At 47.2% G+C, this 26,228-nt stretch carries 11 protein-coding genes; 8 read left to right on the forward strand and 3 right to left on the reverse strand.

Annotation, left to right across the window (positions count from 1 at the left end):
* Positions 1-3: 3 nt before the first annotated feature.
* Positions 4-9,834, reverse strand: coding sequence for a T9SS type B sorting domain-containing protein (locus ACFS7Z_RS18845; RefSeq protein ID WP_377487857.1), 9,831 nt, complete (start codon positions 9,832-9,834; stop codon positions 4-6).
* Between the two features lie 432 nt (positions 9,835-10,266).
* Here ACFS7Z_RS18845 and ACFS7Z_RS18850 point away from each other — a divergent pair, with 432 nt between their 5' ends.
* The gene (locus ACFS7Z_RS18850; RefSeq protein ID WP_377487859.1) at positions 10,267-10,479 is read left to right on the forward strand and encodes a hypothetical protein; all 213 of its coding nucleotides are present in this window, start codon (positions 10,267-10,269) and stop codon (positions 10,477-10,479) included.
* A 204-nt stretch (positions 10,480-10,683) separates the two neighbouring features.
* Here the strand turns inward: ACFS7Z_RS18850 and ACFS7Z_RS18855 are convergent, their stop codons facing one another.
* On the reverse strand, positions 10,684-12,498 hold the full coding sequence (locus ACFS7Z_RS18855; protein WP_377487861.1) for a hypothetical protein: 1,815 nt from the start codon (positions 12,496-12,498) through the stop codon (positions 10,684-10,686).
* 172 nt (positions 12,499-12,670) lie between these two features.
* On the reverse strand, positions 12,671-13,894 hold the full coding sequence (locus ACFS7Z_RS18860) for a proline dehydrogenase family protein (RefSeq protein WP_377487863.1): 1,224 nt from the start codon (positions 13,892-13,894) through the stop codon (positions 12,671-12,673).
* A 529-nt stretch (positions 13,895-14,423) separates the two neighbouring features.
* Between ACFS7Z_RS18860 and ACFS7Z_RS18865 the strand changes: the two genes are divergently transcribed.
* The 7 genes from ACFS7Z_RS18865 to ACFS7Z_RS18895 all read left to right on the forward strand — a co-directional run bounded on the left by ACFS7Z_RS18865 (position 14,424) and on the right by ACFS7Z_RS18895 (position 26,204).
* Complete coding sequence (locus ACFS7Z_RS18865; protein WP_377487865.1) at positions 14,424-16,079, forward strand: glycoside hydrolase family 32 protein; 1,656 nt, start codon at positions 14,424-14,426, stop codon at positions 16,077-16,079.
* Positions 16,080-16,679: 600 nt separating this feature from the next.
* Positions 16,680-17,546, forward strand: a complete 867-nt coding sequence (locus ACFS7Z_RS18870; RefSeq protein ID WP_377487867.1) for a sugar phosphate isomerase/epimerase family protein — start codon at positions 16,680-16,682, stop codon at positions 17,544-17,546.
* Positions 17,547-17,954: 408 nt separating this feature from the next.
* A complete protein-coding gene (locus ACFS7Z_RS18875; protein ID WP_377487869.1) occupies positions 17,955-18,323 on the forward strand; it encodes a hypothetical protein in 369 nt (122 codons plus the stop codon).
* Positions 18,272-18,694, forward strand: a complete 423-nt coding sequence (locus tag ACFS7Z_RS18880; protein ID WP_377487871.1) for a glycoside hydrolase family 16 protein — start codon at positions 18,272-18,274, stop codon at positions 18,692-18,694. The genes ACFS7Z_RS18875 and ACFS7Z_RS18880 overlap by 52 nt, the downstream gene beginning before the upstream one ends.
* Positions 18,695-19,735: 1,041 nt before the next feature.
* On the forward strand, positions 19,736-20,746 hold the full coding sequence (locus ACFS7Z_RS18885; protein ID WP_377487873.1) for a GntR family transcriptional regulator: 1,011 nt from the start codon (positions 19,736-19,738) through the stop codon (positions 20,744-20,746).
* Between the two features lie 1,343 nt (positions 20,747-22,089).
* Positions 22,090-22,788: a 3-keto-disaccharide hydrolase gene (locus tag ACFS7Z_RS18890; protein ID WP_377487921.1), complete on the forward strand. Its 699-nt coding sequence runs from the start codon at positions 22,090-22,092 to the stop codon at positions 22,786-22,788.
* A 320-nt stretch (positions 22,789-23,108) separates the two neighbouring features.
* The gene (locus ACFS7Z_RS18895; RefSeq protein WP_377487875.1) at positions 23,109-26,204 is read left to right on the forward strand and encodes a SusC/RagA family TonB-linked outer membrane protein; all 3,096 of its coding nucleotides are present in this window, start codon (positions 23,109-23,111) and stop codon (positions 26,202-26,204) included.
* Positions 26,205-26,228: the final 24 nt, after the last annotated feature.

Here is a 26,228-nt window from a genome sequence, read left to right on the forward strand (position 1 = left end):
AGATTAGCGCATGATGGTCAAAGACTTCTTCACAGGCGGCTGTCCTTCGCCCAACTCAACGATGCAGTAGTAGGTGCCCACCGGAAGCTTCTTGCCGTTGTATGTGCCATCCCACTCCTTATTATAGCCCATGGACTCAAACACCAGGCTACCCCAGCGATTGTACACGGTTACTCTGCAGCGAGGATAGAGGCGGGCAAGGTTCTTAATCTCCCATGTGTCGTTCATCCTGTCGCCGTTTGGCGTAAACCCGTTCGGTATTTCAATTCCGCTTTCATCTTCAATTGTGAAGGTTACCTCTACGGTACAGCCATTCGCATCTTTCACCAGCACTTTGTGAACGCCTGCGCCTAGTTTGGTAAACTCTGTAGCTGTGGTAAAGCTGCCATTGTCTACTTTGTAAGTGTAAGGTGCTACGCCTCCTTCTACTTTGGTAACAGCGGCACTGCCTGTGTTCTGGTGTCCAAAAGATTTGGTTCGTGGCGTTACAATGGCCACTATTTCATCTGGTCCTTTTACCTCTGCTGTTCCGATGGTAATAGAGCAGGTGGCAGAGAACCTGGTGATGACCTGGTAAACACCTTTTGGCAGGTTTGTGAACACGGCTTGTTTCTGGAAGGTGGCGCCGTTGTCGATGCTGTATTCGGTCTGGTCTGTTGCGCCTGTCGCTGTGATGATAATCTCGCCGTCAGCTGCTCCAAAGCAACTCTCATCCTTTACATTCTCCAGGGTGCTGCTTACCATTCCTACTTCCACTGTAGTGGTTGTGCTACAGTTGCTGGCATCTTTCACCGTGAGTGTGTAACTGCCTTGTGCCACACCCATGAAGGTGGAGGAAGCAGAGAAGTTCACGCCATCCAGCGAGTAAGTGTAAGGAGCTGTACCGCCTGTTACGCCTTCTGCCACTACCTGGCCGCTGTTCTGGTCACAGCCTGATGGCGTTACTTTTACCTGCAGGTTTGCCAGTTGTCCGTTGCTGTTTACAGTGGCTGTCTGCACGTACGTACATCCTTCCGCATCTTTAACAGTTATCTGGTAGTCGCCTGCGGCAAGGTTAGCGAAAGCGGCCTGTGCCTGGAAAGTGGTTCCGTCTATGCTGTACGTGTAAGGGCTTCTGCCACCGGTCACGTTGCTGATAGACAAGCTTCCGTCTGTGTTGCCACAGCTTGAGTTTGTAGTAGTGGCTGTCAGAGCGGTTGCTCCGCCTGTGCTGGCTACAACCTGTGTGCGGGTAATAACACATCCTGCTGCATCCTTCACAGTAATGGTGTAAGAGCCAACTGCCACATTTTCGAACAGCGCTGCTGCCTGGAACGAAGTGCCGTTGATGCTGTAGGTATAAGGAGCTGTTCCGCCTGTTACATCTGTTACCCGGATGGTGCCGGTGCTGGTGGTACAGCCGGATGGAGTGGCCGCAAGGGTTGCTTCCTGCATTACCTCTGAGCCAACCGTAACGGCGGTTGATGTGGTGCAGTTGTTCGCGTCTTTCACATACACCTGGTACTCGCGTGGAGCCAGAGCCGTGAAGGTAGCGGCAGCCTGGTAGTTCACGCCATCTACGGAGTAAGTGTAAGGAGCAGTGCCGCCTGTTACCGCACCTGCTGTAAGACTTCCGTCGTTACCGGCGCAGGTAGCAGGAGTAGAGGTAGCCGCCAGAGCCGAAGGACCTGCCACATTCCTGATGGTGAAAGGCTTGTTGAATATACAGTCGTTGGCATCCTTCACGTAGATGATGTGGTTGCCGGCCGCCAGGCCAGTAAGTGTAGTGGAGGCCTGGAAGATACTGCCGTTCTTGCTGTAGGTATAAGGGGCTGTTCCACCGTTCACGTCAACTACTGTCACCTCTCCGTTTGCGCTACCGCAGAAGGATGTTTTCGTGCTGGCGGTAAAGTCGGTAGGGCCGCTTACATTCTCTACTAATGTCCTCTTCTCAAAAGTACAGCCGTTGGCATCTTTCACCGTTACCGTATAGGCTTGCGCAGCCAGTGCTGTAAAGGTAGCGCTTGCCTGGAAGTTGGTGCCGTTGATAGAGTAGGCGTAAGGAGCAGTACCGTGTGTTACCGCACCAATGGTGATGCGTCCGTTGCTGTTGCCGCAGGTAGATGCAGTAGCCAGCAGCTCAAAGTCGCTTGGTCCTGCTATGTCTTCCACTTCAACAGCCTGTGTCGTGATACAGCTATTTGCGTCTTTAGCTGTGATGCTGTACGAGCCGGCTGTCAGGTTGCTGAAAGTAGCGGCGGCCTGGAAGTTTGTGCCATCTATACTATACGTATAAGGGGCTGTTCCTCCGGTTATGTTACCTGCTGATACCTGACCGTTGCTGTTGCCGCAGGTAGAGGCCTGTGCCGTAGCTGTGAAGGCAGGCCCACCTACATCGCTCAGTTGTACGTCGGTCTTATAAATACAACCTTTGGCATCTTTCACTGTCACTTCATACACTCCGGCAGCAAGTGCTGTGAAGGTAGCAGCGTTCTGGAATGTTGTGCCGTTCAGGCTGTACGTGTAAGGAGCCGTTCCGCCTGTTACCCCTGTAATGGTCAGGGAGCCGTTGCTGCTGCCACAGGTAGAGGCGTTCGTAGTGCTTGCAAATTCAGTCGGAGCGTTTGTTCCTACCGTTACCTGCGTAGTGGTCATACAGCCGTTTGCGTCTTTAGCAGTCAGGGTGAATGTTCCGGAGGCTACTCCTGCAAAGGCTGCCTCAGCCTGGAAGCTGGTGCCGTTGATAGAGTAGGTGTAAGGAGCCGTTCCGCCCGTCACAGTTCCTGCCGTGATGGTGCCGTCGTTGTCAAGGCAGCTGGCAGGAGTTGAAGTAGCTGTTACAGCTGTAGGTCCGGCGATGTTCGTGATGGTGAAGCTTCTGGCGAAGGTACAGCCGTTAGCGTCTCTCACCGTGATGGTGTGCTGTCCGGCTGCAAGCGCTGTGAAGGTGGCAGCGGCCTGGAAGTTCACGCCGTCCTTGCTGTGCCTGTAAGGCTCTGTTCCACCCGTAACTCCTGTTACCATAATCTGTCCGTTGCTCTGTCCGCAAGTGGAAGAGGTCAGGCTGGTGGTCAGGTTAGATGGTCCGGCGATGTCACCTACAGTAATGTTTTTAGTGATGATACAGCCGTTAGCGTCTTTCACTGTTACCGTATAGTCACCTGCTTTTACTGTTTCAAACATCGCAGAAGCCTGGAAGCTGGTGCCGTTGATAGAGTAGGTGAAAGGAGCCGTTCCGCCTGCAACGTCGCTGGCTGTAATGGTGCCGTTGCTGCCACTGCAGGTTGAGGAGTTAGAGACTACCGTAAAGTCTGTCGGACCAGGTATGTTCTCCAGTTCTACTGAAGCAGTGCCCAGACAGCCATTAGCGTCTTTCACGGTGATGGTGTAAGCGCCTTCAGCTAATCCGTTAAAAGTAGTTCCAGCCTGGAAGTTAGTGCCGTCTTTGCTGAACGAGAACGGAGCTGTTCCGCCTGTCACTTCGCTGATGGTGATGCTGCCATTGCTATTACCGCAGGTAGAGGCTTGTGCTGTGGCTGTGAAAGAAGGAGCAGCCACATCTGTTATTTCTACTTCCTCTGTGTACACACAACCTTTTGAATCTTTCACGCTCACCTGGTGCTTACCAGCCAGCAGGTCACTGAATGTTCCTCCAGTCTGGAAGTTCGTTCCATCCAGTGAGTAAGTATAAGGTGCAACTCCCCCGCTAACAGATGTAACGGTTAAGGAACCATTGCTGCCACCGCAGGTAGTTGAGCGGGTGGAAGCCACCAGGTCAGATGGACCAGACAGGTTGTTTACCTGCACCTGGCCTGTATAAACACAGCCTTTGGCGTCTTTCACCGTGATGGTATGAGAGCCGGCAGCAAGTGCTGTGAAGGTAGCAGCAGCCTGGAAGTTTGTGCCGTCTTTGCTGTACGTGTAAGTGCCTGTACCGCCGGTTACACCTGTAATGGTGAGGGAACCGTTGCTGCTGCCACAGGTTGCGGAAGCGGTAGTGCTGGTAAAGCTTGTCGGAACGTTTGTGCCTACCGTTACCTGCGTGGTGGCGGTACATCCGTTTGCGTCTTTAGCAGTCAGGGTGAATGTTCCGGAGGCTACTCCTGCAAAGGCTGCCTCAGACTGGAAGCTGGTGCCGTTGATAGAGTAGGTGTAAGGAGCCGTTCCGCCCGTCACAGTTCCTGCCGTGATGGTGCCGTCGTTGTCAAGGCAGCTGGCAGGAGTTGAAGTAGCTGTTACAGCTGTAGGTCCGGCGATGTTCGTGATGGTGAAGCTTCTGGCGAAGGTACATCCGTTGGCGTCTCTCACCGTGATGGTGTGCTGTCCGGCTGCAAGCGCTGTGAAGGTGGCAGCAGCCTGGAAGTTTACGCCGTCCTTGCTGTAAGTATATCCTTCTGTTCCACCTGTTACACCTGTTACTGCAATCTGCCCGTTGCTCTGTCCGCAAGTGGAGGAGGTCAGGCTGGCAGTCAGGTTAGATGGTCCGGCAACGTCACTAACAATTACCTTCTTGCTGATGATACAGCCGTTGGCGTCTTTTACTGTTACCGTGTACTCACCTGCTCTTACTGTTTCGAAGGCCACTGCGCTCTGGAAGGTGGTGCCGTTGATGGAGTAAGTATAAGGTGCTGTTCCGCCGGTTACGTCTGTTATTTCTAGGATGCCGTTGTTGCGGCCGCAGGTAGAAGGAGTAGAGGTTAAAGCGAAATCCGTAGGGCCAGGAATGTTGGTTACCCGTACAGCTTTGGTGGACAAACAGCCATTCAAGTCTTTTACCGTGATGTCATACTCACCTGCCGCCAGTGCTGTAAAGGTAGCGCTAGTCTGGAAGTTCGTGCCATCTTTGCTATAGGTAAAAGGAGCCGTGCCACCCGCTACGTTGCTGATGGTAACGCTACCGTTGCTGTTGCCGCAGGTAGAGGCCTGTGCCACTGCTGTAAACTCAGGCCCAGCGATGTTGGTTACCACCACTTCCTGTGCATGAAGGCAGCCTTTTGCGTCTTTTACTGTAATCGTGTAGGTGCCAGCCAGCAGGTTCTGGAAAGTGCCCGAAGCCTGGAAGTTCGTGCCGTCCTTGCTATAGGTGTAAGAGGCTGTTCCGCCGGTTACGCCGGTTATCGTAATCTCTCCGTTGCTGTTGCCGCAGGTAGATGCCTGGGCAGTGGCTGTTAAGCCGGTTGGGCCGGTAATATTACTTACCTGTATCTGCTTCGCAAAAACACATCCCTTCGCGTCTTTCACCGTGATGGTGTAGGCGCCGGCTAGTAAGCCTGTAAAGGTAGATGAGTTCTGGAAGTTCGTGCCGTCCTTGCTATAGGTGTAGGAAGCTGTTCCGCCTGTTACACCAGTTACCGTAATCTCTCCGTTGTTGCTGCCGCAGGTAGAGGCTACCGTTGTGGTAGTGAAGTTTGTCGGAACGTTTCTGCCTACTGTTACTTGTTTCGTGGTGGTACAACCGTTCGCATCTTTCGCAGTGAGGGTGTATGTTCCGGAAGCTACACTGGCAAAGGCTGTCTCAGACTGGTAGCTGGTGCCGTTGATAGAGTAGGTGTAAGGAGCTGTTCCGCCAGTTACGGTTCCTGCCGTGATAGTACCGTCGTTGTTTTGACAGCTGGCAGGAGTTGAAGTGGCTGCCACAGCTGTAGGGCCGGCAACATTTGTCAGCGTGAACGCCCTCACAATACTACATCCTGTTTTGTCTGTTACCGTGATGGTATGCGTTCCTGCAGCCAAACCAGTGAAGATATTACCCTGGTAAGTGGTGCCGCCATCTTTAGAGTATCTGTAAGGGGCAGTACCGCCTGTCACTCCTGTTATAGTTATCTCACCGTTGGGCTGGCCGCAGGTAGAAGCCTGTGTTGTTCCGGTAAAATCGCTTGGGCCAGGGATACCAGGTATGGTTACACTTTCAGTGTAAATACACCCTTTAGCATCCTTAACAGATATAGTATAGTCTCCAGGTGATAACGAACCAAAGGTGTCATACTCCTGGAAAGGCGTGCCATTTCGTGCATACATGTAAGGAGCAGTACCGCCGGTTACTCCTTTCACACGGAAATAACCATTGCTAATACTGCAGGTAGCAGCAAAAATTTCTACATCTGCATCAGATGGCCCTGCAATGTCCTGCACCTGTACTACCCTGGTGCTGACACAGTTGTTAGCGTCTTTCGTGACAATCGTATACTCACCTGCAGTCAGGTTGCTGAAAGTAGTGCCATCCTGGAAGATGGTGCCATCCTTGCTGTAAGAGTAGGGAGCCGTTCCGCCTGTAACGTTGCCGACGGTAATGCTGCCGTTGCTGCTGCTACAGGTAGAGGATTGTGCTGTTGCTGTGAAAACTGGTCCTGCTACGTTCGTTACCTGTACAGTTTTAGTGTAAACACAACCTCTCGCGTCTTTTACACTCACCTGGTAGTTTCCAGCTTCCAGGGCAGTGAAGGTAGCAGAAGTCTGATAGGTGCCGCCACCCTTGCTGTAGGAATAAGGGGCTGTTCCGCCTGTTACGCCGGTAACGCTTATCTCACCGTTGCTGCTGCCGCAGGTAGATGAAGTAGAAGTACTCGCAAAATTGCTTACCTCACTCTTTGTTACCGTCACCTGTCTTGTTACCGTGCATCCGTTTGCGTCTTTCACAGTCAACGTATAGTTTCCGGAAGCTAAGTGGGCGAAGGTAGTTTCAGACTGGAAGTTGGTGCCATCAATAGAGTAGGTGTAAGAAGCCGTTCCGCCAGTTACAGTACCTGCGGTAATGGTACCGTCATTGTTGGCGCAGGAGGCAGGAATGGTTGTGGCTGCCACAGCAGTAGGTCCTGCCATATTGGTGATGTTGAACTCTCTGACCAATGTACAGGTGTTTCTGTCTGCTACAGTGATATAGTACTTACCTGCCGCTAAACCGGTAAAGGTGTTGCCGGTTTGGTAGGTTGTTCCACCATTTATGCTGTACCTGTACGGAGTTGTGCCACCTATTACTTCGGTTACGGTTATCTCGCCGTTGCTCTGGCTGCAGGTAGTAGATTTTGTAGTTCCTGCAAAGCTACTAGGGCCGGGTTGGCTTAGAATGGTTACGCTTTCAGTGTACAAGCAGCCATTGGCATCTCTGACAGTTACTGTGTAATCTCCTGGAGCTAAACTTCCAAAAGTGTCATACTCCTGGAAAGGCATACCGTTTCTGGCATACATGTAAGGTGCGGTGCCGCCTGTTACGCCGGTCACCCGGAAGTAGCCGTTGTTATTACCGCAGATAGCCGCAAAAACATCTACTGCTGCATCGGATGGTCCGGCAACGTTCTGCACCTCTACGGTAGCTGCGCCTACGCATTCGCTGGCATCCTTCACTCTGATAGTATAGGTGTCTGCTGCCAGGTTGCTGAACGTAGTGCCAGGCTGGTAATTGATACCATCCAAGCTATAGGTATAGGGGCCTACGCCACCGGTAACATTGCTCACGCTGATGCTGCCGTTGCTATTGCCGCAGGTAGAAGACTGTGCTGTCGCTGTGAAGGTTGCTCCAGCGATGCTGCTCACGGCTACTTCTTTACTATAGGTACAGCCTTTTTCGTCTTTCACCGTGATGGTGTGGGCGCCAACTGCCAGGGCTGTGAAGGTAGCTGAAGTCTGGAAGGTAGTTCCGTTTTTGCTGTAGGTGTAAGAACCGGTTCCACCGGTAACAGCTGTTACCGTAATTTCGCCGTTGCTGCCCCCGCAGGTCGTTGCTTTAACAGTAGTAGTCAGGTCACTTGGCCCGGCAACATTGCTTACCTGCACCTGGCTGGAGGTGGTGCAACCTCTGTCGTCTTTCACGGTGATGGTATGGGAGCCGGGTAACAGGTTCTGTAAAGTAGCGGAGCTCTGGAAGGTGCTGCCATCTTTACTATAAGTATAAGGAGCGAATCCTCCCGTTACGCCGGTAATGGTTACCTCTCCATTGTTGCTGCCACAGGTAGCAGCGGTTGAGGTGCTGGTAAAGCCCGTAGGCACACTGGTCGTGATGCTGACAGAGGTGGTTTTTAAACATCCGTTAGCATCTTTCACCGTTACGACATAAGCGCCCGCGGCAAAGCCTGTGAAGGCAGTAGAGGTCTGAAAGGCGCTGCTACCTACAGCATATGTATAAGGAGCAGTGCCGCCCGTTACAGTGCCTACGTTTATGGAGCCATCGTTATTCTGACAGCTCGCAGGTATAGAGGTAGCCGTTAAAGCAGTTGGTCCGGCGCTGTTGGTTAAAGTGTAAGAGCTGGCAAAAGTACATCCGTTGGCGTCTTTAACCGTGATGGTGTAACTTCCGGCCGCCAGACCTGTGAAACTGGTAGCGCTCTGGAAAGTGGTGCCGTTTCTACTATAGGTATAGCCGGCAGTTCCACCCGTTACGCCTGTTACCGTTATTTCGCCGTTGCTGTTGCCGCAGGTAGAAGGCTTCAGTGTAACTGCCAGTGCAGTGGGTCCTGTTGCCTGAGTGATAGTGATAGATTTTTGAACAGAACAGCTTTTTTCGTCGCGTACTGTTACGTTGTAAGTGCCGGCTGGCTTATTGCTGATAGATGCAGTCGTTTCACCTGTACTCCATAAATAAGAAACTGCACCCTGTGCGCCGGTTACGCTTGCTGTAATCGTTGCCAGGTTGCCGTCACATACAAGGTTTGGACCAGCCAGGCTCACATCCATAGAATAGAAGGTGATGAGCACCTGGTCTGTTACAGCAGTACAGGAACCGTTACCAGTAGAAGTTAAAGTCAATCTTACTGAGCCTGCAGCTATGTCAGCCAACGAAGGCGTATAAATGGCGTTCAGGACGTTTCTGTCTGAAAATGTCCCGCTTCCACTACTCGTCCATGTGCCACCGGTTGCTGCTGTTACCACACCTGCCAGTTGAACTGTGTTTTGCGAGCAGGCGAGCTGATCAGGGCCGGCATTTACAGTGAGGTTTGTAACTACATTAACTGTTGCAGAAAATTCCTGACAGTTCAGCTGGTTGGTATTTTTTACCTCCAGCTTATAGGTTCCGACAGCAGTAGCATTATAAGTCAATGCATTTCCTACCACATCGCCACTGCTGTTAGTCCATATATATGTGAAGTTGCCGTCACCACCCGTTACAGTACCCGTTAATGCAACACTACTGCCTCCGGGGCAGATAATAGCCGGGTCAGGACCGATGGTAACGACTGGCTTTTTATGGAAGTAAACCCGCACCACATCGCAGTAAGGCAAGCTGGAGCAAGGAGAGGCCACTGAATTGCCGCAAACCTCATAGTCAACAAAGGCAGGTGCATCATCATCTGGCGTCACAATAGCGGTAGACTTTCCATTCGGGAAAGACAGGTATTTGTTGTAGATGCCTCCCCCAGTAACATCCTTCCAGGTAATTGAGCTTTCCTCAAAAGCGATAGGTGCCTTTAACTCAGCCGAACATCCCGTTGTTACCGATACATCCGGCTGTGGCTCGAAGGCGGCAATAGATCTGATGGTATAGGTGGTTTTGTCACCACCAGGTTTGCAGAACGTAACTTTGTGAGGGCCTATACCATCCACACAGATAGGTTGCCCAACTTTTTTGGGTGTCCCGCAGTTTATCTGGTACTCCGTGCCGTTTGCCCCTTCGCTTATTATCTCCAGACCACCTGCATTCTTGTTCAGCGTAACAATAAACTCGATGCAATTACCACCTGCACAGAAGCTCCCCTCTCTACTCACGTTTGGGGAGGTCCAGGAGCCATTTGGGTTTCCGGTTAGGTCGACTGTATACGAACCGTTAGTCTGCGCATACAGGTTCTGTATGCTTACCAGCTGAAGAAACCATAGCAATGCCATGGTTAAACTCAGGCGAAGGGGGGGAGGTAAAGTTGCTGTCATACGTTAAAAATGATATTTAGAAATAAGTTTTGATTTGCACTGTTTTCTGAAAATACTTTATCTTGTTTTGGTGACATTCCTGCTTAAATGAAATCAGCTTATAAAGAATCGGTATTTCGATATTTAAATATAGTGATAGGAAATATTAAAACTTACAATAAGTTTAAAAAAATAATTAAAGTAATGTGGAGGGGCTTTTAGTTATTATTTAGAATGATATAGTATAACTATTCTAATTATAAAGAGGTGAAGTAAACTTACTTTAAAATGAGTAAAAATAATTAAAGATTAATAAATTTTATTTTATAGTGCAGCTTTGGTTTTGGATAATGAATTGTACTGTAGGTCTTTCTGTTTAATTTGTCTCTGTTTACTGTATGAGTAAATAGTATTTAAGATATTATTGAAATAATTATATAGTATTGAAATGTTATGTCATTAAGTTTTATTCTTTGTCGTTTCTGCTGCCATTGGCAGGTTATCGCAAGAGCACCAGCAGCGGATGCAAAGGGTGAAAAAACAGAGACCTCCAAAACTTCGGTTTTGGAGGTCCATGGCAAACAAGGTTTCTTAAAATTTCAATTTTTTGTTTCTTATAGCTTAGAGGCTACAGGTGAACATATTACTGCGGCTGATTTAAGCTAGTCCAGTACCAGGTACTCGTGCTCTATGCTGTGACCTGTTTCTGTACCCGAGTCAGGAGGGTAGTTCGTTTTCCTTAGTGTTTGCAGCAACTAACGCGTTGTAAACTAAGCGGACTACCCCCGTGCCTCTTGCATGGTATACTATCATAGAGTAAGCTAAGAACTGAGCTTGTGTTGTGAGGGCCTGCTGAAGCCCTATTTTGACTTATGCTGTAGCAGTAGCCCCCAGCCTCGAACGCAGGAGCTGGTCTTCTGCCTCCAGCAACTCATCAATAAAAAGCACTTGTTTTTCCAGGTTCCCGGCATACACTTCCGATGCCTGCTGTTTGTAATAGGCAGTGCCTTTGAGTAGTTCCTGCCAGAAGCCCTGCAGGTACTTCTGCTGTTTCACTGTGAGTGTGTCCATTTGCTCCGCCTTCTTGTTTTTCCAGTAGTCAATGTACATTCTCAGTTCATTGATGAACATGTGCGGGCGGTATGTCTGGTTAAGTGCGTTAAAGCGGCCGTAGATATGGTCAACCATTTCCTGCAGCCTGAAGACACCTGAAAAGAAAGCAAGGTTAGGGCCAGGGCAGACAGCCACTGCTTTTTCACTGGCTCTTTTGCTCATGCCGGCTATCAAAAGGGCTGTGTTTGCCAGGCCTTCACAGAGGCATTCTTTCACCAGCACCTTTGCTTCCTCAGCCTTATATTCCTCCTGCGGCAGCCCCTGCGCCGCGAGTTCTTCCAGCTTCCGGCGCTGGTATTGGCGGGAGGCTGTGCAGACAGGATCTTTCGTGAAATCTGAATTAGACACCAGGTGCTTCTTTACGCAGGGGCTACCAGGCTTGCCTTTTTCAACCCGGTAGTTTTTTAACGCCTCGCTGCTGGTGCCCCGAAGCGAGTTGAAAGGCACACCAAGCGGCGAAATCGGGCTCAGGTATAAATCTTCCGCTTTTGCCTTCGACAGCAGCTGCAGGGTTTCGGCATCTACGGTTGTGGCCTCGGGTACTAAAAGAAAAGGCGTGCCCCACCCGGTAGCGTTTACCTCGTAGTGCTTCATAAGGAACTCCTGCTCTTCTGCTGTGCCAATGCCACCCTGCACAGTAACGCGTATGTCAGGTACAGTGCGGGGCACGTGTATTCCTTTGCTGGCCAGCGCAGCGCAGAACAGGCTGTACAACTCTACCTGCAGCGCACCCCTATGTTGCTTGAACTCCTCCAGAATCGGACCCAGCAGGTAGCCGTCGGTGGCAAAAGCATGGCCACCGCAGTTAAGCCCGGACTCTATCCGGAACTCCGAAACCCAAAGGCCCTTTTTAGCCATAATCTTACCCTGAACTAGGGCAGAGCGGTAGTCGCTCACTTTAATGATGATCTGCTTGCGCAGGTTACCTTCATTGTCCGGGATAAACTCCGGGAACTGCTCTATGTAGCTGAAGAGGCGCATGTTCATGCCCGCAGAGAAAACCACCGCCGACTGCACTGTGCTCCTGGCAAATCCACGGAAAGCAGACAAGGCATCAGAAAATTCCTGCGGCAGCGGCTCGCCCTCTTTAGAGTAGTTTGTCCGGTCCAATTTTGTCATGATGTTCACATCAATCCTTCCGGGTTCGATGGCCTCGCGCAACTCCTGCTGTAGTTGTTGCTTTTTAGCAGGAGCTGCTTCTTCCAACATTTGGAGGTATCTCACCCTCAGAGAAGATCTGTCCGGTAATAGCGTGAAATACCTGGTGAGCTTGGTTCCCGGCTCAAACTGATCCTGTTTCATGCGAGCAATCTGTAGGTTTACCAGTTCATCTACCAGGTCCAGATAAGCTGTGATGCGTCGGGCGCGGTAGTCTTCTTCTTTGGATGAAATCGGAACAAAGGCTTTCTGGTAAATGCCGCTATAGTATTCCCGCATCTGCTCCAGCAAAGTATCGTCGCTGAGCGAGAGCACGGAGGAAATGCCGTATTGCGCTACTTTAAGAGGTGAGTCAATAGAAAAGGCCAGTCCCATGACTGGTAAGTGGAAGGTATGAAGCATGTTCTGTTGCATTACGCTGCTGTTATGGTTGTAAAATTGTTTTTGTTGCTGCTGTACTTTTTTGGATTCAAATCCTGAAAATCGATGAAGACTCCTCCCGCCTCCGTGTAAGGGTAAAAAGCTTTTCCTTAAATCCTGATGTTGTTCTGGTAAAGAGCCGAATTGCATGGCAGCTTTATGAACATCACTTGTCTGTCTGTTTGTGTTCTTCGCTGAGCCTGCGTCTGTTCATTTCCCGCTCCAGCAGTGCCTGCTCTCTCTTTATCTGCCCCGCGATAGAGGTGTTTTCCGCTACCCGCCGGATGAGGTAAGGAACGGCCGTTGCCAGCTCACCATAAGGCAGGTACTTGGATGTGTTGTAGCCGGCATCAGCGAGGTTAAAGGTAAGGTTGTCGCTCATGCCATAGAACTGAGAGAAATGAATACGGTCCCGGTAATGGTTTACTTCCCCCTTCCTGATGCGCCTGGTCAGGTAATGGGTGCTGTATTCGTTGTGCGTTGCAGCACATAATGCTACCTGTGGCAGGTGTTCCAGACAAATATCGATGGCGCTATTGTAGCTGTGGTCAGTATCCACTTTCCGGGAGAATACCGGGGAGGTATAGCCGTATTTGCCGGCTCTTTCCTGTTCTTTTTCGTGATAAGCGCCTCGTACCAGTTTTATACCTGCTGTTACCTGCTTTTCTTTTATGCGCTGAAGGAAGCTGTTCAGGTAATCAAGCCTATCGGTGCGGTACATCTGCAGCGTATTGAAGACGACAGCTTGCTGGCTGTTATACCGCAGCATCATTTCCTCTGCCAGTGCGTCTATCGGGTCTTGTAGCCAGCTTTCTTCTGCATCTATATAAACGGTAACACTTGCTTCCGCCGCCGTTCTGCAGATGGCGTCCAGCCGCTGTCTGGTGCGGGCAAAGTCACTCTGTTCTTCCGGCGACAGGCCCGTTCCTTCTGCCAGCTTCTGGAGTATTTCTTTGTGCCCAATGCTTGTGAGTTTTATGCTGATGAGCGAAAACGAACGTGACTGCTCTGCAAGCGCAATGGTGCGCAGTACTTCCTCCTGTACTTTGTTAAAGCCCTCTTCCGTTTTCTTCGCCTTACCGGCATGGTCCAGTACCGTCTGCACGCGGGCCGCTTGCAGTTTCCTGATTGCCTGCTGTGCCTCCTGCACCGTTTGGCCTCCGCAGAAATGACGGTATACGGAATGTATGACAAAGCCCTTGAGAGGCAGTCCTGATTTAAACCACTCCCTTGTAGCCGAGCCACCCAGCCTTGTAAGGGAGCGGCTCCCCATCAGGCGAAACAGCCAGTGTGCCAGCTTCAGTTCGCTGTCTTTCTTACCCCGGAAGACTACCTGCAGGTTCTCCGGGTTGAAATGCCTGACACAACGGAATTCAGTAGTGTTGCTCATAGTCATGGAGTTGTGTGGTTCAATTTTATTATCTGTAGCAGACATTCTGTAAGCCTGTCCTGCTGCACCGGCAAAATCAGGCACGGCAGTGGCAAACAACGGTGGTGTATTACAAAGCAGGGTGAAGGCGTTAACTTATTGTTCGTGTTTTTCTGTCGCCAAGGTAGGGGACGCTGGCCATGATCTGAATGAGCGCTGTCAGTCCGGAAAATGATAAAAGTCATTTACCGGGTGCTGAGTTGTTTTGCCTGGGAACTACGTGTTCGCGAACAGCACAGGAAAAGCAGGATTGTTCCATGTGGAAAAAGTGCTGTGCCAGCTGAGTTAGGAAACTTTTATGAGGTGCATAGCGACTTGCTTGTATAATCCTTAACTTGAACAAGATAAAGGCCAGAGTTGCCGACTTAGTAGGCCTTGATATAACCATCAGGGCCAGGCGCTGAATTCAATTTTACTTTTTGAGTAGCCTGCACTGAACCTGTTGAATATAGATGTGCCGGTATCAAACAGGAGCAACTAACAAAGAATCATGAGAACGAAAAGGATAATTCATCTGCTTAGTGTACTGCTGATAGCAGTTAGCTGGGGCTGCAGCACAAATACAGCGATAACGGAAGACACTGCAGCAGGGAACATGGAGCAAACGGAGACTTTCAACGAACAGCACCGCCTGCAGTTCCACTTCACGCCTCCCTCCGGCTGGATGAACGACCCGAACGGGATGGTGTACCACAACGGCGAATACCACCTGTTTTATCAGCACAACCCTGATAGTACTGTCTGGGGGCCGATGCACTGGGGCCATGCAGTGAGCAAGGACATGATCAGCTGGGAGCACCTGCCGATTGCCTTATACCCGGACAGCCTGGGCACTATCTTCTCGGGCAGTGCTGTGGTGGATATGAACAATACCTCTGGCCTGGGTACGAAAGAGAATCCGGCCATGGTCGCTATTTATACCTACCACGATGCAGAAGGAGAGAGGGCAGGCAGAGATGATTTCCAGACGCAGGGCATCGCCTTTAGCCTGGACAACGGCCGAAGTTGGACGAAGTATAAAAACAACCCTGTGCTCAAGAACCCGGGCACCCGCGACTTCCGTGACCCGAAGGTGATGTGGTACGAAGAGGGGCAGAAGTGGATTATGACGCTGGCCGTGAAAGACCACATCAGCTTTTACTCCTCTCCAAACCTGCTCAACTGGAAGCTGGAAAGTGACTTCGGAGCTAACGTGGGTGCCCATGGCGGCGTATGGGAGTGCCCGGACCTCTTTAAACTGAAAACACAGGATACGGATGAAGAAAAATGGGTGCTGATTGTAAACATTAATCCGGGTGCGCCAAACGGTGGATCAGGTACGCAGTACTTTCTGGGTTCTTTTGATGGGAACAATTTTGTTATAGACCCGCAGTTTGAGGCCAGCCTGAATGCGAAACCAGTTATTGCCACTACTGTAAACGGACAGGAAGGCATCTGGCTCGATTACGGTCGTGATGAATATGCCGGTGTTTCGTGGTCCGGTGTTCCGGAAGAAGATGGCCGCCGTCTGTTCATGGGTTGGATGAGTAACTGGGACTATGCCAACGTGGTGCCCACAGAGAAATGGAGAAGCGCCATGGCCATAGCGCGTAAGCTGGAACTGGTAAATACACCGGCAGGTATGCGCGTGGCGTCTATGCCGGTAAAAGAGCTGCAGAACATATACGGCACTACTAAAAAGCTGGAAGCGCAAACTATTTCCAATGTACTCGATATCTCTGATAAGCTTTCCATAAATACATCCACCTACGACCTGCAATTGAGGCTGGAACCTGTTGGTACGCAAAACTCTTTTGCAGTAGAGCTTTCTAATGCAAAAAACCAGAAGGTGTTGGTAGGCCTCGATGCCTCCCGCGGACAGTACTACATCGACAGAACGAAGTCGGGAGACCACAGCTTTTCTGATAAGTTTTCAGGTATTCAGTATGCCCCCAGATTATCAAATGACAAGGCTTTTGACCTGCGTTTGGTAGTAGATGTGGCCTCTGTAGAGCTTTTCGCAGATAGCGGAAAGACAGTAATGACAGCTATCTTCTTTCCTGATGAAGAGTTTACAAAAGTGAAATTAGTGACAGAAAATGGCCAGCTAAAACTTGTTTCCGGACAAATGACTGATTTAAAATCCATCTATAGTTCAGCTGAATAAAACCTGAAAGGGCAGCAGCCTACTTTTGTCAACCCATCTAAAAATAGTACATACATCTTAACCTATAAAAGCCCTATACTCCTGATGCAGGGCTTTTAAAGGTTAAGATGTATAATAAGATAGTACAGCAATATAAAAACAAAGCTTTATCTTATCTCCTCAGGTTTATCATATGCTATTCTTCTATAAACTCCCAACTTTTCGGCACGAAGTGAGACTGTTTCCAGTCTTTGTATTGAGCGCCTGGGGGAAGGGGCCCTCTATTGTAAATGTTGCGGTGCCGAACGCAGTGAGGCAGCCCGAGCGGAGCGAGGGCAGCTTCAGTTACACAGCGCGATGCACAAAGACGAGGCCTCTCTGCCTAGAGAGCACAGGAAGGAAAGGTGGAAAAGGCTACTAATGGATCGCTGGATAAGCTGTACCTACGACTGTCTAAACAAAAAAGCCGTGCAAACATTGTGCAAGAATATCATGAAATCTGGTAATATTTTTCAAGTAAAGCAGACTTTGTATGAACTAATGATAAAAATGTATAGCTTTAGTTACAGTACATACAGTGTCAACTCCTGGCGAGAATGACTTACAACTTAACTTGATGATATGAAAACTTTATTTTATGTGATATTAATATCCTTATGCACCTTGCAGGGGTTCAGTACAGAAGCGCAGGAAATACCAAAGCTGGGTATGATAGCCTCCCTTGACAGGGATAGCCTGCTTCATGCATCGGGCTTTGAGATGCTGGGTGAGTCGGTAGGGAGAATGCTGTCACCTTCTTTAACTGAAGCCGAGTTCCAGGCGAACGTAGAGAAAATAAAGAAAACAAAAACGAAAGTGTATGTCTGTAATGTCTTCTTCCCATCCGACCTAAAAATAGCAGGACCAGAGGTGGATGAGAAGAAGGTGTTGGCCTATGCAGACAAAGTTTTCTCCAGAGCGAAAAAGGCAGGGATACCTGTGATTGTTTTGGGAAGCGGGGGCGCCAGAAGACTGCCGGATAACTGTGACTACCAAAAGGCGACAAAAGACTTCACCCAACTGGCCCGTAAGATAGGGCAGACTGCCAAAAAGCACGGCATTACGGTAGCATTGGAAAGTCTGAACAGTACAGAAACAAACTTCCTGACCACGCTGGAGGAAGCAGCCGGAGTGGTAAAGGGTGCGAATCACCCCAACTTCAGGCTGAATGCTGACATCTACCACATGATGAAAGAAAACGAGCCGCCGCAGCACATTATAGATGCCGGCAACGTTATTGTTTATGTGGAAATAGCGGAAGAGGAAAATCGAACGCTGCCCGGCGTGGTGGGCGAAGACTTCAGACCTTATTTCCATGCTTTGAAACAGATTGGATACAGTGGCCCCATGTTTATCGAGGGTCGTGTAAATAACCCAGAGGTAGAGATACCAAATGCCCATAAGTTTCTGACGCAGCAACTTCAGGAAGTATATCAAGGTGATAAATAATAACTCTGAAAAGCAAGTCAGAAAGAAGAATAGCAAAGCCTGCTCGGAAGAGCAGGCTTTTTTGTGCCCTTACACTTTTGTGCATCATTGGCTGCACCGAGGTATTACATAGCTATAGTTACAACATATATAGCAGTGGAAGGAGTTTAGAGACTTTTGCTGTCACAGATGCACCTTTTCCTGATAAACAGCTTTATTACATTGAAATTGTTGAAAGACTCTCTATCTTGGTTGATGTTAGAACACGAAAGCAAAAAGACATAATTACTTTCTGCCGCTTTTAATCTTAGTTACAGACAAGTTAAGGACTGTGTTGCTACAGGAACAGCTATAACAGCCAACTGTGTCCTGCATCATAAACAATAAGAGGAAAGGCACACGTAGCAGAATGACTATTAGAGGATAAAGATGAGAAAATTAATAAACAGGCTTTCCGTAAAAGCGACTGCTTTTTTGCTGTTGGTTCTGTGGCTAACGGGTTGTGGTGATAAGAAAGATCCGGAGCCTATTACTCCGCAGCCTCCTGCACCTGCTGTGGGTGCAAGTCAGGTCGCGTTCTGGCTAACCAACCCGGACAAATCAGTTTTGTTTACGCAGCAGAGCACGAAACTGAAATTTAAGACGGGCACAAACAGTAATCCTACGATTGAAGTAGATACCACTCAAACCTTCCAGACAAGAGATGGGTTCGGCTTTACCCTCACAAGTGGCAGCGCCTATGCTGGATGCTGCCTACTGACTGGGCCTACGGCGGATGGCCAAAATCCGGAGAGATAGACATAATAGAGCATGTGGGATACGATCAGAACAAGGTGCACATCACGGTTCATACCGAAGCTTATAACCACAGTAAGGGAACCCAGAAAGGAAAGACTAAAGTGGTTGAAACAGCAAGTACAGAATTCCACCTCTACCGTGTCGACTGGACGCCTTATGCAGTAAGGGGGTACATTGATGACCAGCAGGTATTTGAATTTATAAATGAAGGCAAAGAATTTGAAAGCTGGCCTTTCGACAAGAAGTTCCACCTCCTGATGAACATAGCCGTCGGGGGCAATTGGGGCGGAGCAGAGGGCGTCGACCCTTCTGTATACCCACAGACGATGGAGATTGACTATGTGCGGGTGTATGAGATGATTGCAAAGTAGTACTGATAATTTAATCCGCTATGGAACGGTGTTGCCTAAACGTTCTCTCTAAAGGGCAGCTTTTAATAATGCTTCTGCCTCTTCAACCTATACGCTGACTTAGGTCGAGTAACACAGAATTTAAGATAGCCTCTTACGGGTGATGTATACTGATAGCAGTTTACATCACCCGTAAGAGGCTATCTGCTTTTGCTACAGGGCATGGAGGAGAAGACGGAGCCGGGGAAATTCTAGTATGGATAGTGTGGAGAATACGAGCAGAAAATAAGTTAAGATATTATGTGAAAATATCTTCAGCAACTCACAATTGAGTCAACTCAAGATCCAATGCGCTGCTATATATCTACTTTACTGGTTAAAATCAAAGCTGAATAATCAGAAAGGCTTAGAAAACTTTGTTAAACATATAGAAAACACTCTTTCTTTGTAGAATCCGCTCGTGCTAAGTTTTATTATAGTTACAGTATAAATCTTATCCCGGCTGATGCATATTAACTGTTTAAAGCCTCTGTTATTCTTTTATAGTCTCTAGTTTGGAACAACAGACCTGCTGCATCATTATCAAATCTGGACCTAATTCGCTACTATCTGGTAGATATGATAAATGAATTATTAAATCCCTCTTTAAGGATTATAGCATAAGGTTCTACTATTTGCCTATTATTCTTTTCTTATTTTATAAATAAACATTTTTATATGAGTAACTAGTCACTTTTTTTTGATAAAGTTTTGTGGTTATCACTAATAGTCTTATTTTCAGCTAAATATATTGAGTGGATAATGCACGAGCCGTTCATGAGATGTAAATAGTCCGTGTGAAAGCTCTTCTAATGAAGAATGCTGAACAAGATGGCAAACACCTTTATATTAAATAAAATCCTCAAAGGAAGTTGTAAGCTCTCTTATGAGGGTGCTATAGTGGAAGATATAGATCTCCTATTCCTTAACCTGAATGTAACAGTCGTGAAATCATAGTGCTTAGCTGATTTGGCAGAATTTAAATTCAGGTGTACTTTTTCTAACCACCTAAACCCTATCCTAATGTATTACCCTAAAATTAGTGATACTTGCAAGACTCCGAAGTACAAGCAAATCCTACAGGCGATTATTGCTGATGTAGAAAAAGGTATTCTGAAAAAGGACCAGAAACTCCCGTCTATTAATGATCTAAGTGCTGAACTCTGGATAGGACGTGATACAGTGGAGAGGGCATATCGGGAGCTAAAGGGGCAGGGGATTATTACCTCAGTACAGGGTAAAGGCAACTTTGTAGCTGGCAGTGATGAAAAGAAACTGAAAATACTCTTAGTATTTAATAAGCTTAGTTCTTACAAAAAAATTATATACTACTCCTTTCTAAAAGCACTTGGAGACAAGGCTACATTAGATTTGCATATTCACCATTATGATGTTCAGGTATTTAAAGATATAATTGAAAAAAGCTTGGGTAAGTACAACTACTATGTAGTTATGCCGCATTTTTCCCATGATGCAGACCAAGATGAATACAAGAAAATCTTAAAAAGTATACCTGCCGATGAGTTGGTGTTATTGGATAAAGATATTCCTGCCTTGAACTCGAATTATTTAGCTATTTTTCAGGACTTTGAGAAGGATATTTTTAAAGCCCTTCAATCAGCCTTGGATTTATTAAGTAAATATCAAAAGATAACTTTAGTCTTTCCTGTTGATGAAAACTATCCAGTTGAGATTTTGAATGGGTTCCGTTACTTTTGTTTGTGCTATAACATAGATTTCTCCATCATCAATAATGTTGCTGAAGAAGTGCCGCATCCAGGAACCGTGTACATTGCAATAGAAGAGTCGGACCTGGGAGAATTATTGAAAAAGATAAAGAAGTCTAACTATACACCTGGTAACGAGATAGGCATTATATCATTCAATGACACTGCCTTAAAAGAGGTACTTTCTGTAACTATAATTACGACTGATTTTGAGGCAATGGGGAGAACAGCTGCTAACTTATTGTTAGACAAGAAGCGAATAAAGGTGAAGAATTCTTTTTATATGATTCGGCGTACTTCGCTATAGATCTATAAAAAACACCCCTGTGTCCTTATTTAAGTAGAAGATATAAACGATAAATTGAATCTGCCCCGTTGATTAAAGTTTTCTTGAACATTACAATTACTCTGTTGTAGTCTTAAACTCAGAGTTTCTATATTTACTTTTTGTCATACGTCGAAATGCTCCGGCTATCCATAAGATTTAGTAGGATTATGTGTGGATAAGTTTGACTGAGGATGTTCATGATATGTTCAACTTGTATGTATTCTCCTGTCCTTAACACTAGGTGTAGTTGTAGGTCTACCTGTTCTGCCCTATTTGTAACGTTCATGAGGAAGGTGGGATTGCCTTCTTTTTGATTAGTTTAGTGTCAGTTTTATCTTGACTACAAAGTTTTTTAAGATTTAATCTGACATTATAGGTAGTGGGTTGTCAGTTACCGTTTGGCTTATGATACCACTGGCAGGTCTGCTTGAAAGGCTGCTGTTGAGTTACTCTGTTCTCCAGCACTTACCTGGTCCGGACACTAATTTATAATCGGCTGTATGCATTGAGAGCTGTACATTAAGGTCCTGAATTTCCGGTTTCTTCTTTACATTCCTTACTTTTAACAGAGGGAATTGTAGAGAGCCTTCATGTTTTACAAGCATTGCTGTTTATTTCCAATAAGGAAGTATGAGGAGTGCCTCAGAGTTGGTTCATGCTATAAGTTTTAAACCCCGTCTCTATAATTTTCTCCACTAAGCATCCCTCTGATGGTGAAGCGTATCAACCCATTATGTACACACCTACTCCTTCTACAGTATTTGCGGGAATCGGGTAATTTGACCTTTGCTGTCTTCGAATGTCCTGCTTGCCCAGTTGACTACTGCCTTGCGAAGTCCCATTGATGACTGGTGATTAGAGCTGTAAGATTTCTCATACAGTTTTGAATGGCTTCCAAGGCACAGACAAACTTTGCTACTTCTTGAGGCATTACGATAGATTCAAGTCCGAAGAGGTTAAACTTTATTGTTTTCTGCTGCTATACACCCATGGTATAAATGCTGCACCTGCTCAAAAGTCATTCTGCTATAAGAGCGGTGGTATCACTTCTCATCTATTACTAACGCTTCTGCGAGACGATAAACGATAGAAATATCTCTAAAGAAAAAGGCGCAGTCAGCACAGCTCATGACACTTAACTGCAGAGACTACATTAGATTTAACTAACTAATATAGAGGTTATGCAAGGATGCTAGTTCTATAATGAGTCATGACTAGCACAAGTTTACACTAACTAAAAAATAAATATGAAAATAGGTCTGCTTAGTAAGATGAGGTGGGTTCTACCACTTCCCTTTATCCTTTTCAGTGTTGGTTGCTCTATGGCTCAAGAGGGAGGGAGCGCTGAAGATGGGTTTGTGAAAATATTTGACGGCAAAACTTTACAAGGTTGGGAGGGAGACCCCACTTACTGGAGGGTAGAGAATGGCAACTTGGTAGGTGAGGTTACTCCGGATAAACCTCTAAAGAATAACACCTTCATTATATGGAGAGGAGGGCAGACGAAAGACTTCGAGTTAAAAGGAGAGTTTCGCCTTACCGAAACTGGAAACAGCGGCATCAATTACCGTAGTGTAGAGTTGGATACCATTCCCTTCGCACTTAGGGGATACCAAGCTGATATAGACGGGAGAAACCGCTATACTGGCCAGAATTATGAAGAACGTGGGAGAACGACCTTGGCCTATCGTGGGCAAAAAGTAAAGGTAAGCTCCCCTGATGGCCAGGCAAAGTCCTTGAGGGACAATGTTAAAAATAACGCCTGGACAGCTACTACTGTAACAGAGTCATTAGGTGCATCAGACTCTTTAAAGGCGCACATCAAAAGTGACGACTGGAACGAGGTGCATTTAGTAGTAAAAGGTAACAGGCTGCAGCACTATGTAAACGGTGTCTTAATGAGTGATGTAACAGACAATGATACCATCAACCGAAAGCTTGAAGGATTACTGGGGATACAGGTACACGTTGGTCCGCCTATGAAGGTTGAGTATCGGGACTTACGAATGAAACAACTGTAATTTCCTGAACACGCTTCTAAGAGAACGGAGTATTTCTGATTATAATTCATAAGGTTGTATCAGGACACTTCAGGACAGATCTGCAATTTTTATCCTCTATCTTAGAATAAATACCATAACTCGTACTGATGGAGTTAGATAAAAATGTTCGGCTTGTGGTTAAATAGAGAATACCCTCTGATACGACGCATACCTTGAGTATAGTTTAACTTTTCTGGTGTAGTAGGTTTACCAGGAATGCTACGATAATAATTGTAATTGATTAATCACTTAATGTTTGTGTTACAGCAATCTCTTTATAAAATTTAACTTAATTAAATATGAAGAATTATCTACTTAGACTCAAAAGGGTGCGGTATCTGCTCATACTTCATCTTTTATTTCTGTCTGTTGCCAGTGCGCTTGCTCAAGGCACCACTGTGCAGGGTAAAGTTACAGATGAAAGTGGTACTCCTTTGCCTGGTGTAACTGTTGTTTTGAAGGGTACTTCCACAGCTGCTCCCACTAGTGCAGATGGAACCTACTCCATAAATGCGCCCAATGGCAATGGAACACTAATTTTTTCTTACATAGGCTTTCAGAATAAAGAAGTGCCAATAAATAACCGCTCTACAGTAAACGTACAACTAGGAACTGATACCGAGGCTTTGAAGGAAGTAGTGGTAGTAGGGTACGGCAGCCAGTTGAAGGAGGAGGTGACAGGATCTGTTCAGACCATTAGTACAAAGGAGATTAAAGACATACCTGTATCTCAGGTAACACAAAAGTTACAGGGTAAGTTAGCGGGCGTTCAAATCAACCAAGCAACAGGCAAACCTGGGCAAGGAATGTCAGTAAGAATTCGCGGGCAGTTATCTGTTAGCGGAGGAAGTGATCCGTTATACGTGGTGGATGGCTTTCCTATCACAGGCGGTATAGGTGCTATAAACCCAAACGAAATAGAGGAAATCACTATTCTTAAAGATGCGGCTTCCACCTCTTTATATGGGTCAAGAGCAGCCAACGGAGTAGTCCTGATAACTACTAAGAAGGGAGCTGCGGGCCAGACAAATGTCAGTTTCAGCGCCTTCCGCGGTATTCAGAAAGTACCTGAGCGGGGCAGAATAGATATGCTGGAGGCCGACGAATTTGCCCAATTCAAAAAGGAGTACTATGAGGATGCAGGGAAACCTGTACCAGAAATTTTCCAGAATCCTTCGCAGTACGCAGGCCAAAACAACGACTGGTACGGTGCTTTGCTGAGAACGGCCCCTATTCAGAGCTACGATTTATCCATTACCTCAAACAAAGACAAGTTAAATACAGCATTGGTTCTCGGGGTATTCGATCAGGAAGGAGTAGTCTTAAATACTGAGTATAAAAGATATTCGGCACGCTTGAACTCAGAGTACGAAGTATCTGATAAAGTAAGGATCGGGTTGAATATTGCTCCTTCCTATATATTTGATAATACGCCAAGAACAGACGGAGACAGGGGAACAGGAATTCTTTTCAATGCGCTGCACACCTGGCCTATCATGCCTATATATGATGAAGACGGGGAGTTGACCCTGTTCAACACTCTCCCGCCTGAAACGGGGAACATTTATGCCTATCCCAACTGGTTAAGGGCAGCTCAAGAACTGGTAAACGAAACCGAAACAACAGGACTGCTCTCTAATGCTTATCTCCAGTATGAGCCTATTGATGGTCTGGTGCTTAAGTCAACTTTTAACGTAGAAATGAATAATTCTGAATTCTTCTTTTTCAATCCTTCTACAGCAACAAGTAGTATTAATACCCCTATACCAACCACAGCGGTTTCAATCAGAGATACTTACAAGTCATTAACCTGGCTGAACGAAAACCTGGCAACCTACTCCAAGAAGCTCGGCGATCACAATTTTGAGCTGTTAGGCGGTTTTACCAACCAGCGGTTTCGTTTTGACAGAACCCGTGTTCAGGCCGATACTTATGCCGATGACCGGCTGCCAACTGTTCAGGCGGCGCTCAATATCAACAGGGGCGGGACTTATAGCGGCGTGGAAGAATGGGGCCTGACTTCTTTCCTATCAAGGCTCACTTACAATTATCAGGGTAAATACCTGTTTAGTGCCGCTGTGCGTAGCGATGGTTCTTCCCGCTTCGGAGAGGAAAACCGCTGGGGCGTTTTTCCCTCTGCTTCCGTAGGGTGGATTATGTCAGAGGAGGCCTTCTTACAGGATGTCAGCCAAATTTCCTTTGCAAAAGTAAGGGCCAGTTACGGTGTTACAGGTAATAACAACATTGGTAATTATACCCAGTATGCTTTGGTAAACAATACAGTGAATGCGGCTTTTGGAAACACTGTTGCCCCTGGAGCAGTAGTAACCTCTCTGGCGAACAACAACCTGGGGTGGGAGACCACCAAGCAATTTGATGTTGGTTTGGACCTGGGCTTATTCAATGACAGGGTACAGTTTATATATGATTTCTACAAAAAGACAACTACTAACCTGCTGTACAGTGTGCAGGTTCCACAGGAGTCAGGATTCAGCAACTTCAATGACAACATTGGCGAGATTGACTTTTGGGGGCACGAGTTTGCGCTCATAACCAGAAACACCGAAGGCAAATTTAACTGGACCACCAATGCCAATATCTCTTTCAATAGGAATAAGGTAGTTGCACTGGCAGAAGGAATTGACAGGGTATATGGTACCTTCCACATAACTCAGGTGGGCCAGCCGTTTGGCCAGTTTTATGGCCTCGTAAAAGAAGGGCTTTACATGAATGAGGAGGATCTGAATAGTTCTCCGCAGGTTCCTGGTCGTTCAACGGTGGGAAGCATTAAGTTAAGGGATGTAAATGGTGACGGTATCATCACCTACGGAGGAGACAACGACGACCGGACTATCATCGGTAATCCTTTCCCTGACTTCATTTACGGTATCACGAACAACTTTCAGTACGGCAAGTTTGATCTCAACATTGTAGGCTCAGGCTCATACGGTAATCAACTCCTAGTTCGTCACTTGTACAGCACAGCCAACCTGGATGGTGTTTTCAATATGGTGGAGGGTGTTAAGAACCGCTTCAGGTCAGTAGACAATCCGGGCGATGGCATGTTTGGCACAACCGTAGGCGGGGGTAACGTAACAGGCATCGAAAGAGACTGGATGAGCAGCCACTTTATTCAGGATGCGTCTTATTTTACTATCAGAAACATCACCCTTGGGTACACTGTCGGTGCGATCAGCAAGTTCATTAAGTCAGCCAGACTAAGCGCGTCTATTCAGCAGGCTTATGTATTTACCAACTATACGGGGGGGCCTAACCCTGAGACAAGTGGTAACTCGGCAGGAAACAGCGATGGCGGAAACCTGAGCCAGGGAATAGATCTTTCCAATTACCCGGTACCACGTACTTATACTCTTGGCGTGAACTTAAATTTTTAAGTGACAAAATGTAATTTAATTATA

It is taken from the genome of Pontibacter toksunensis (assembly GCF_042686245.1).
Classification (GTDB): Bacteria; Bacteroidota; Bacteroidia; order Cytophagales; family Hymenobacteraceae; genus Pontibacter; species Pontibacter toksunensis.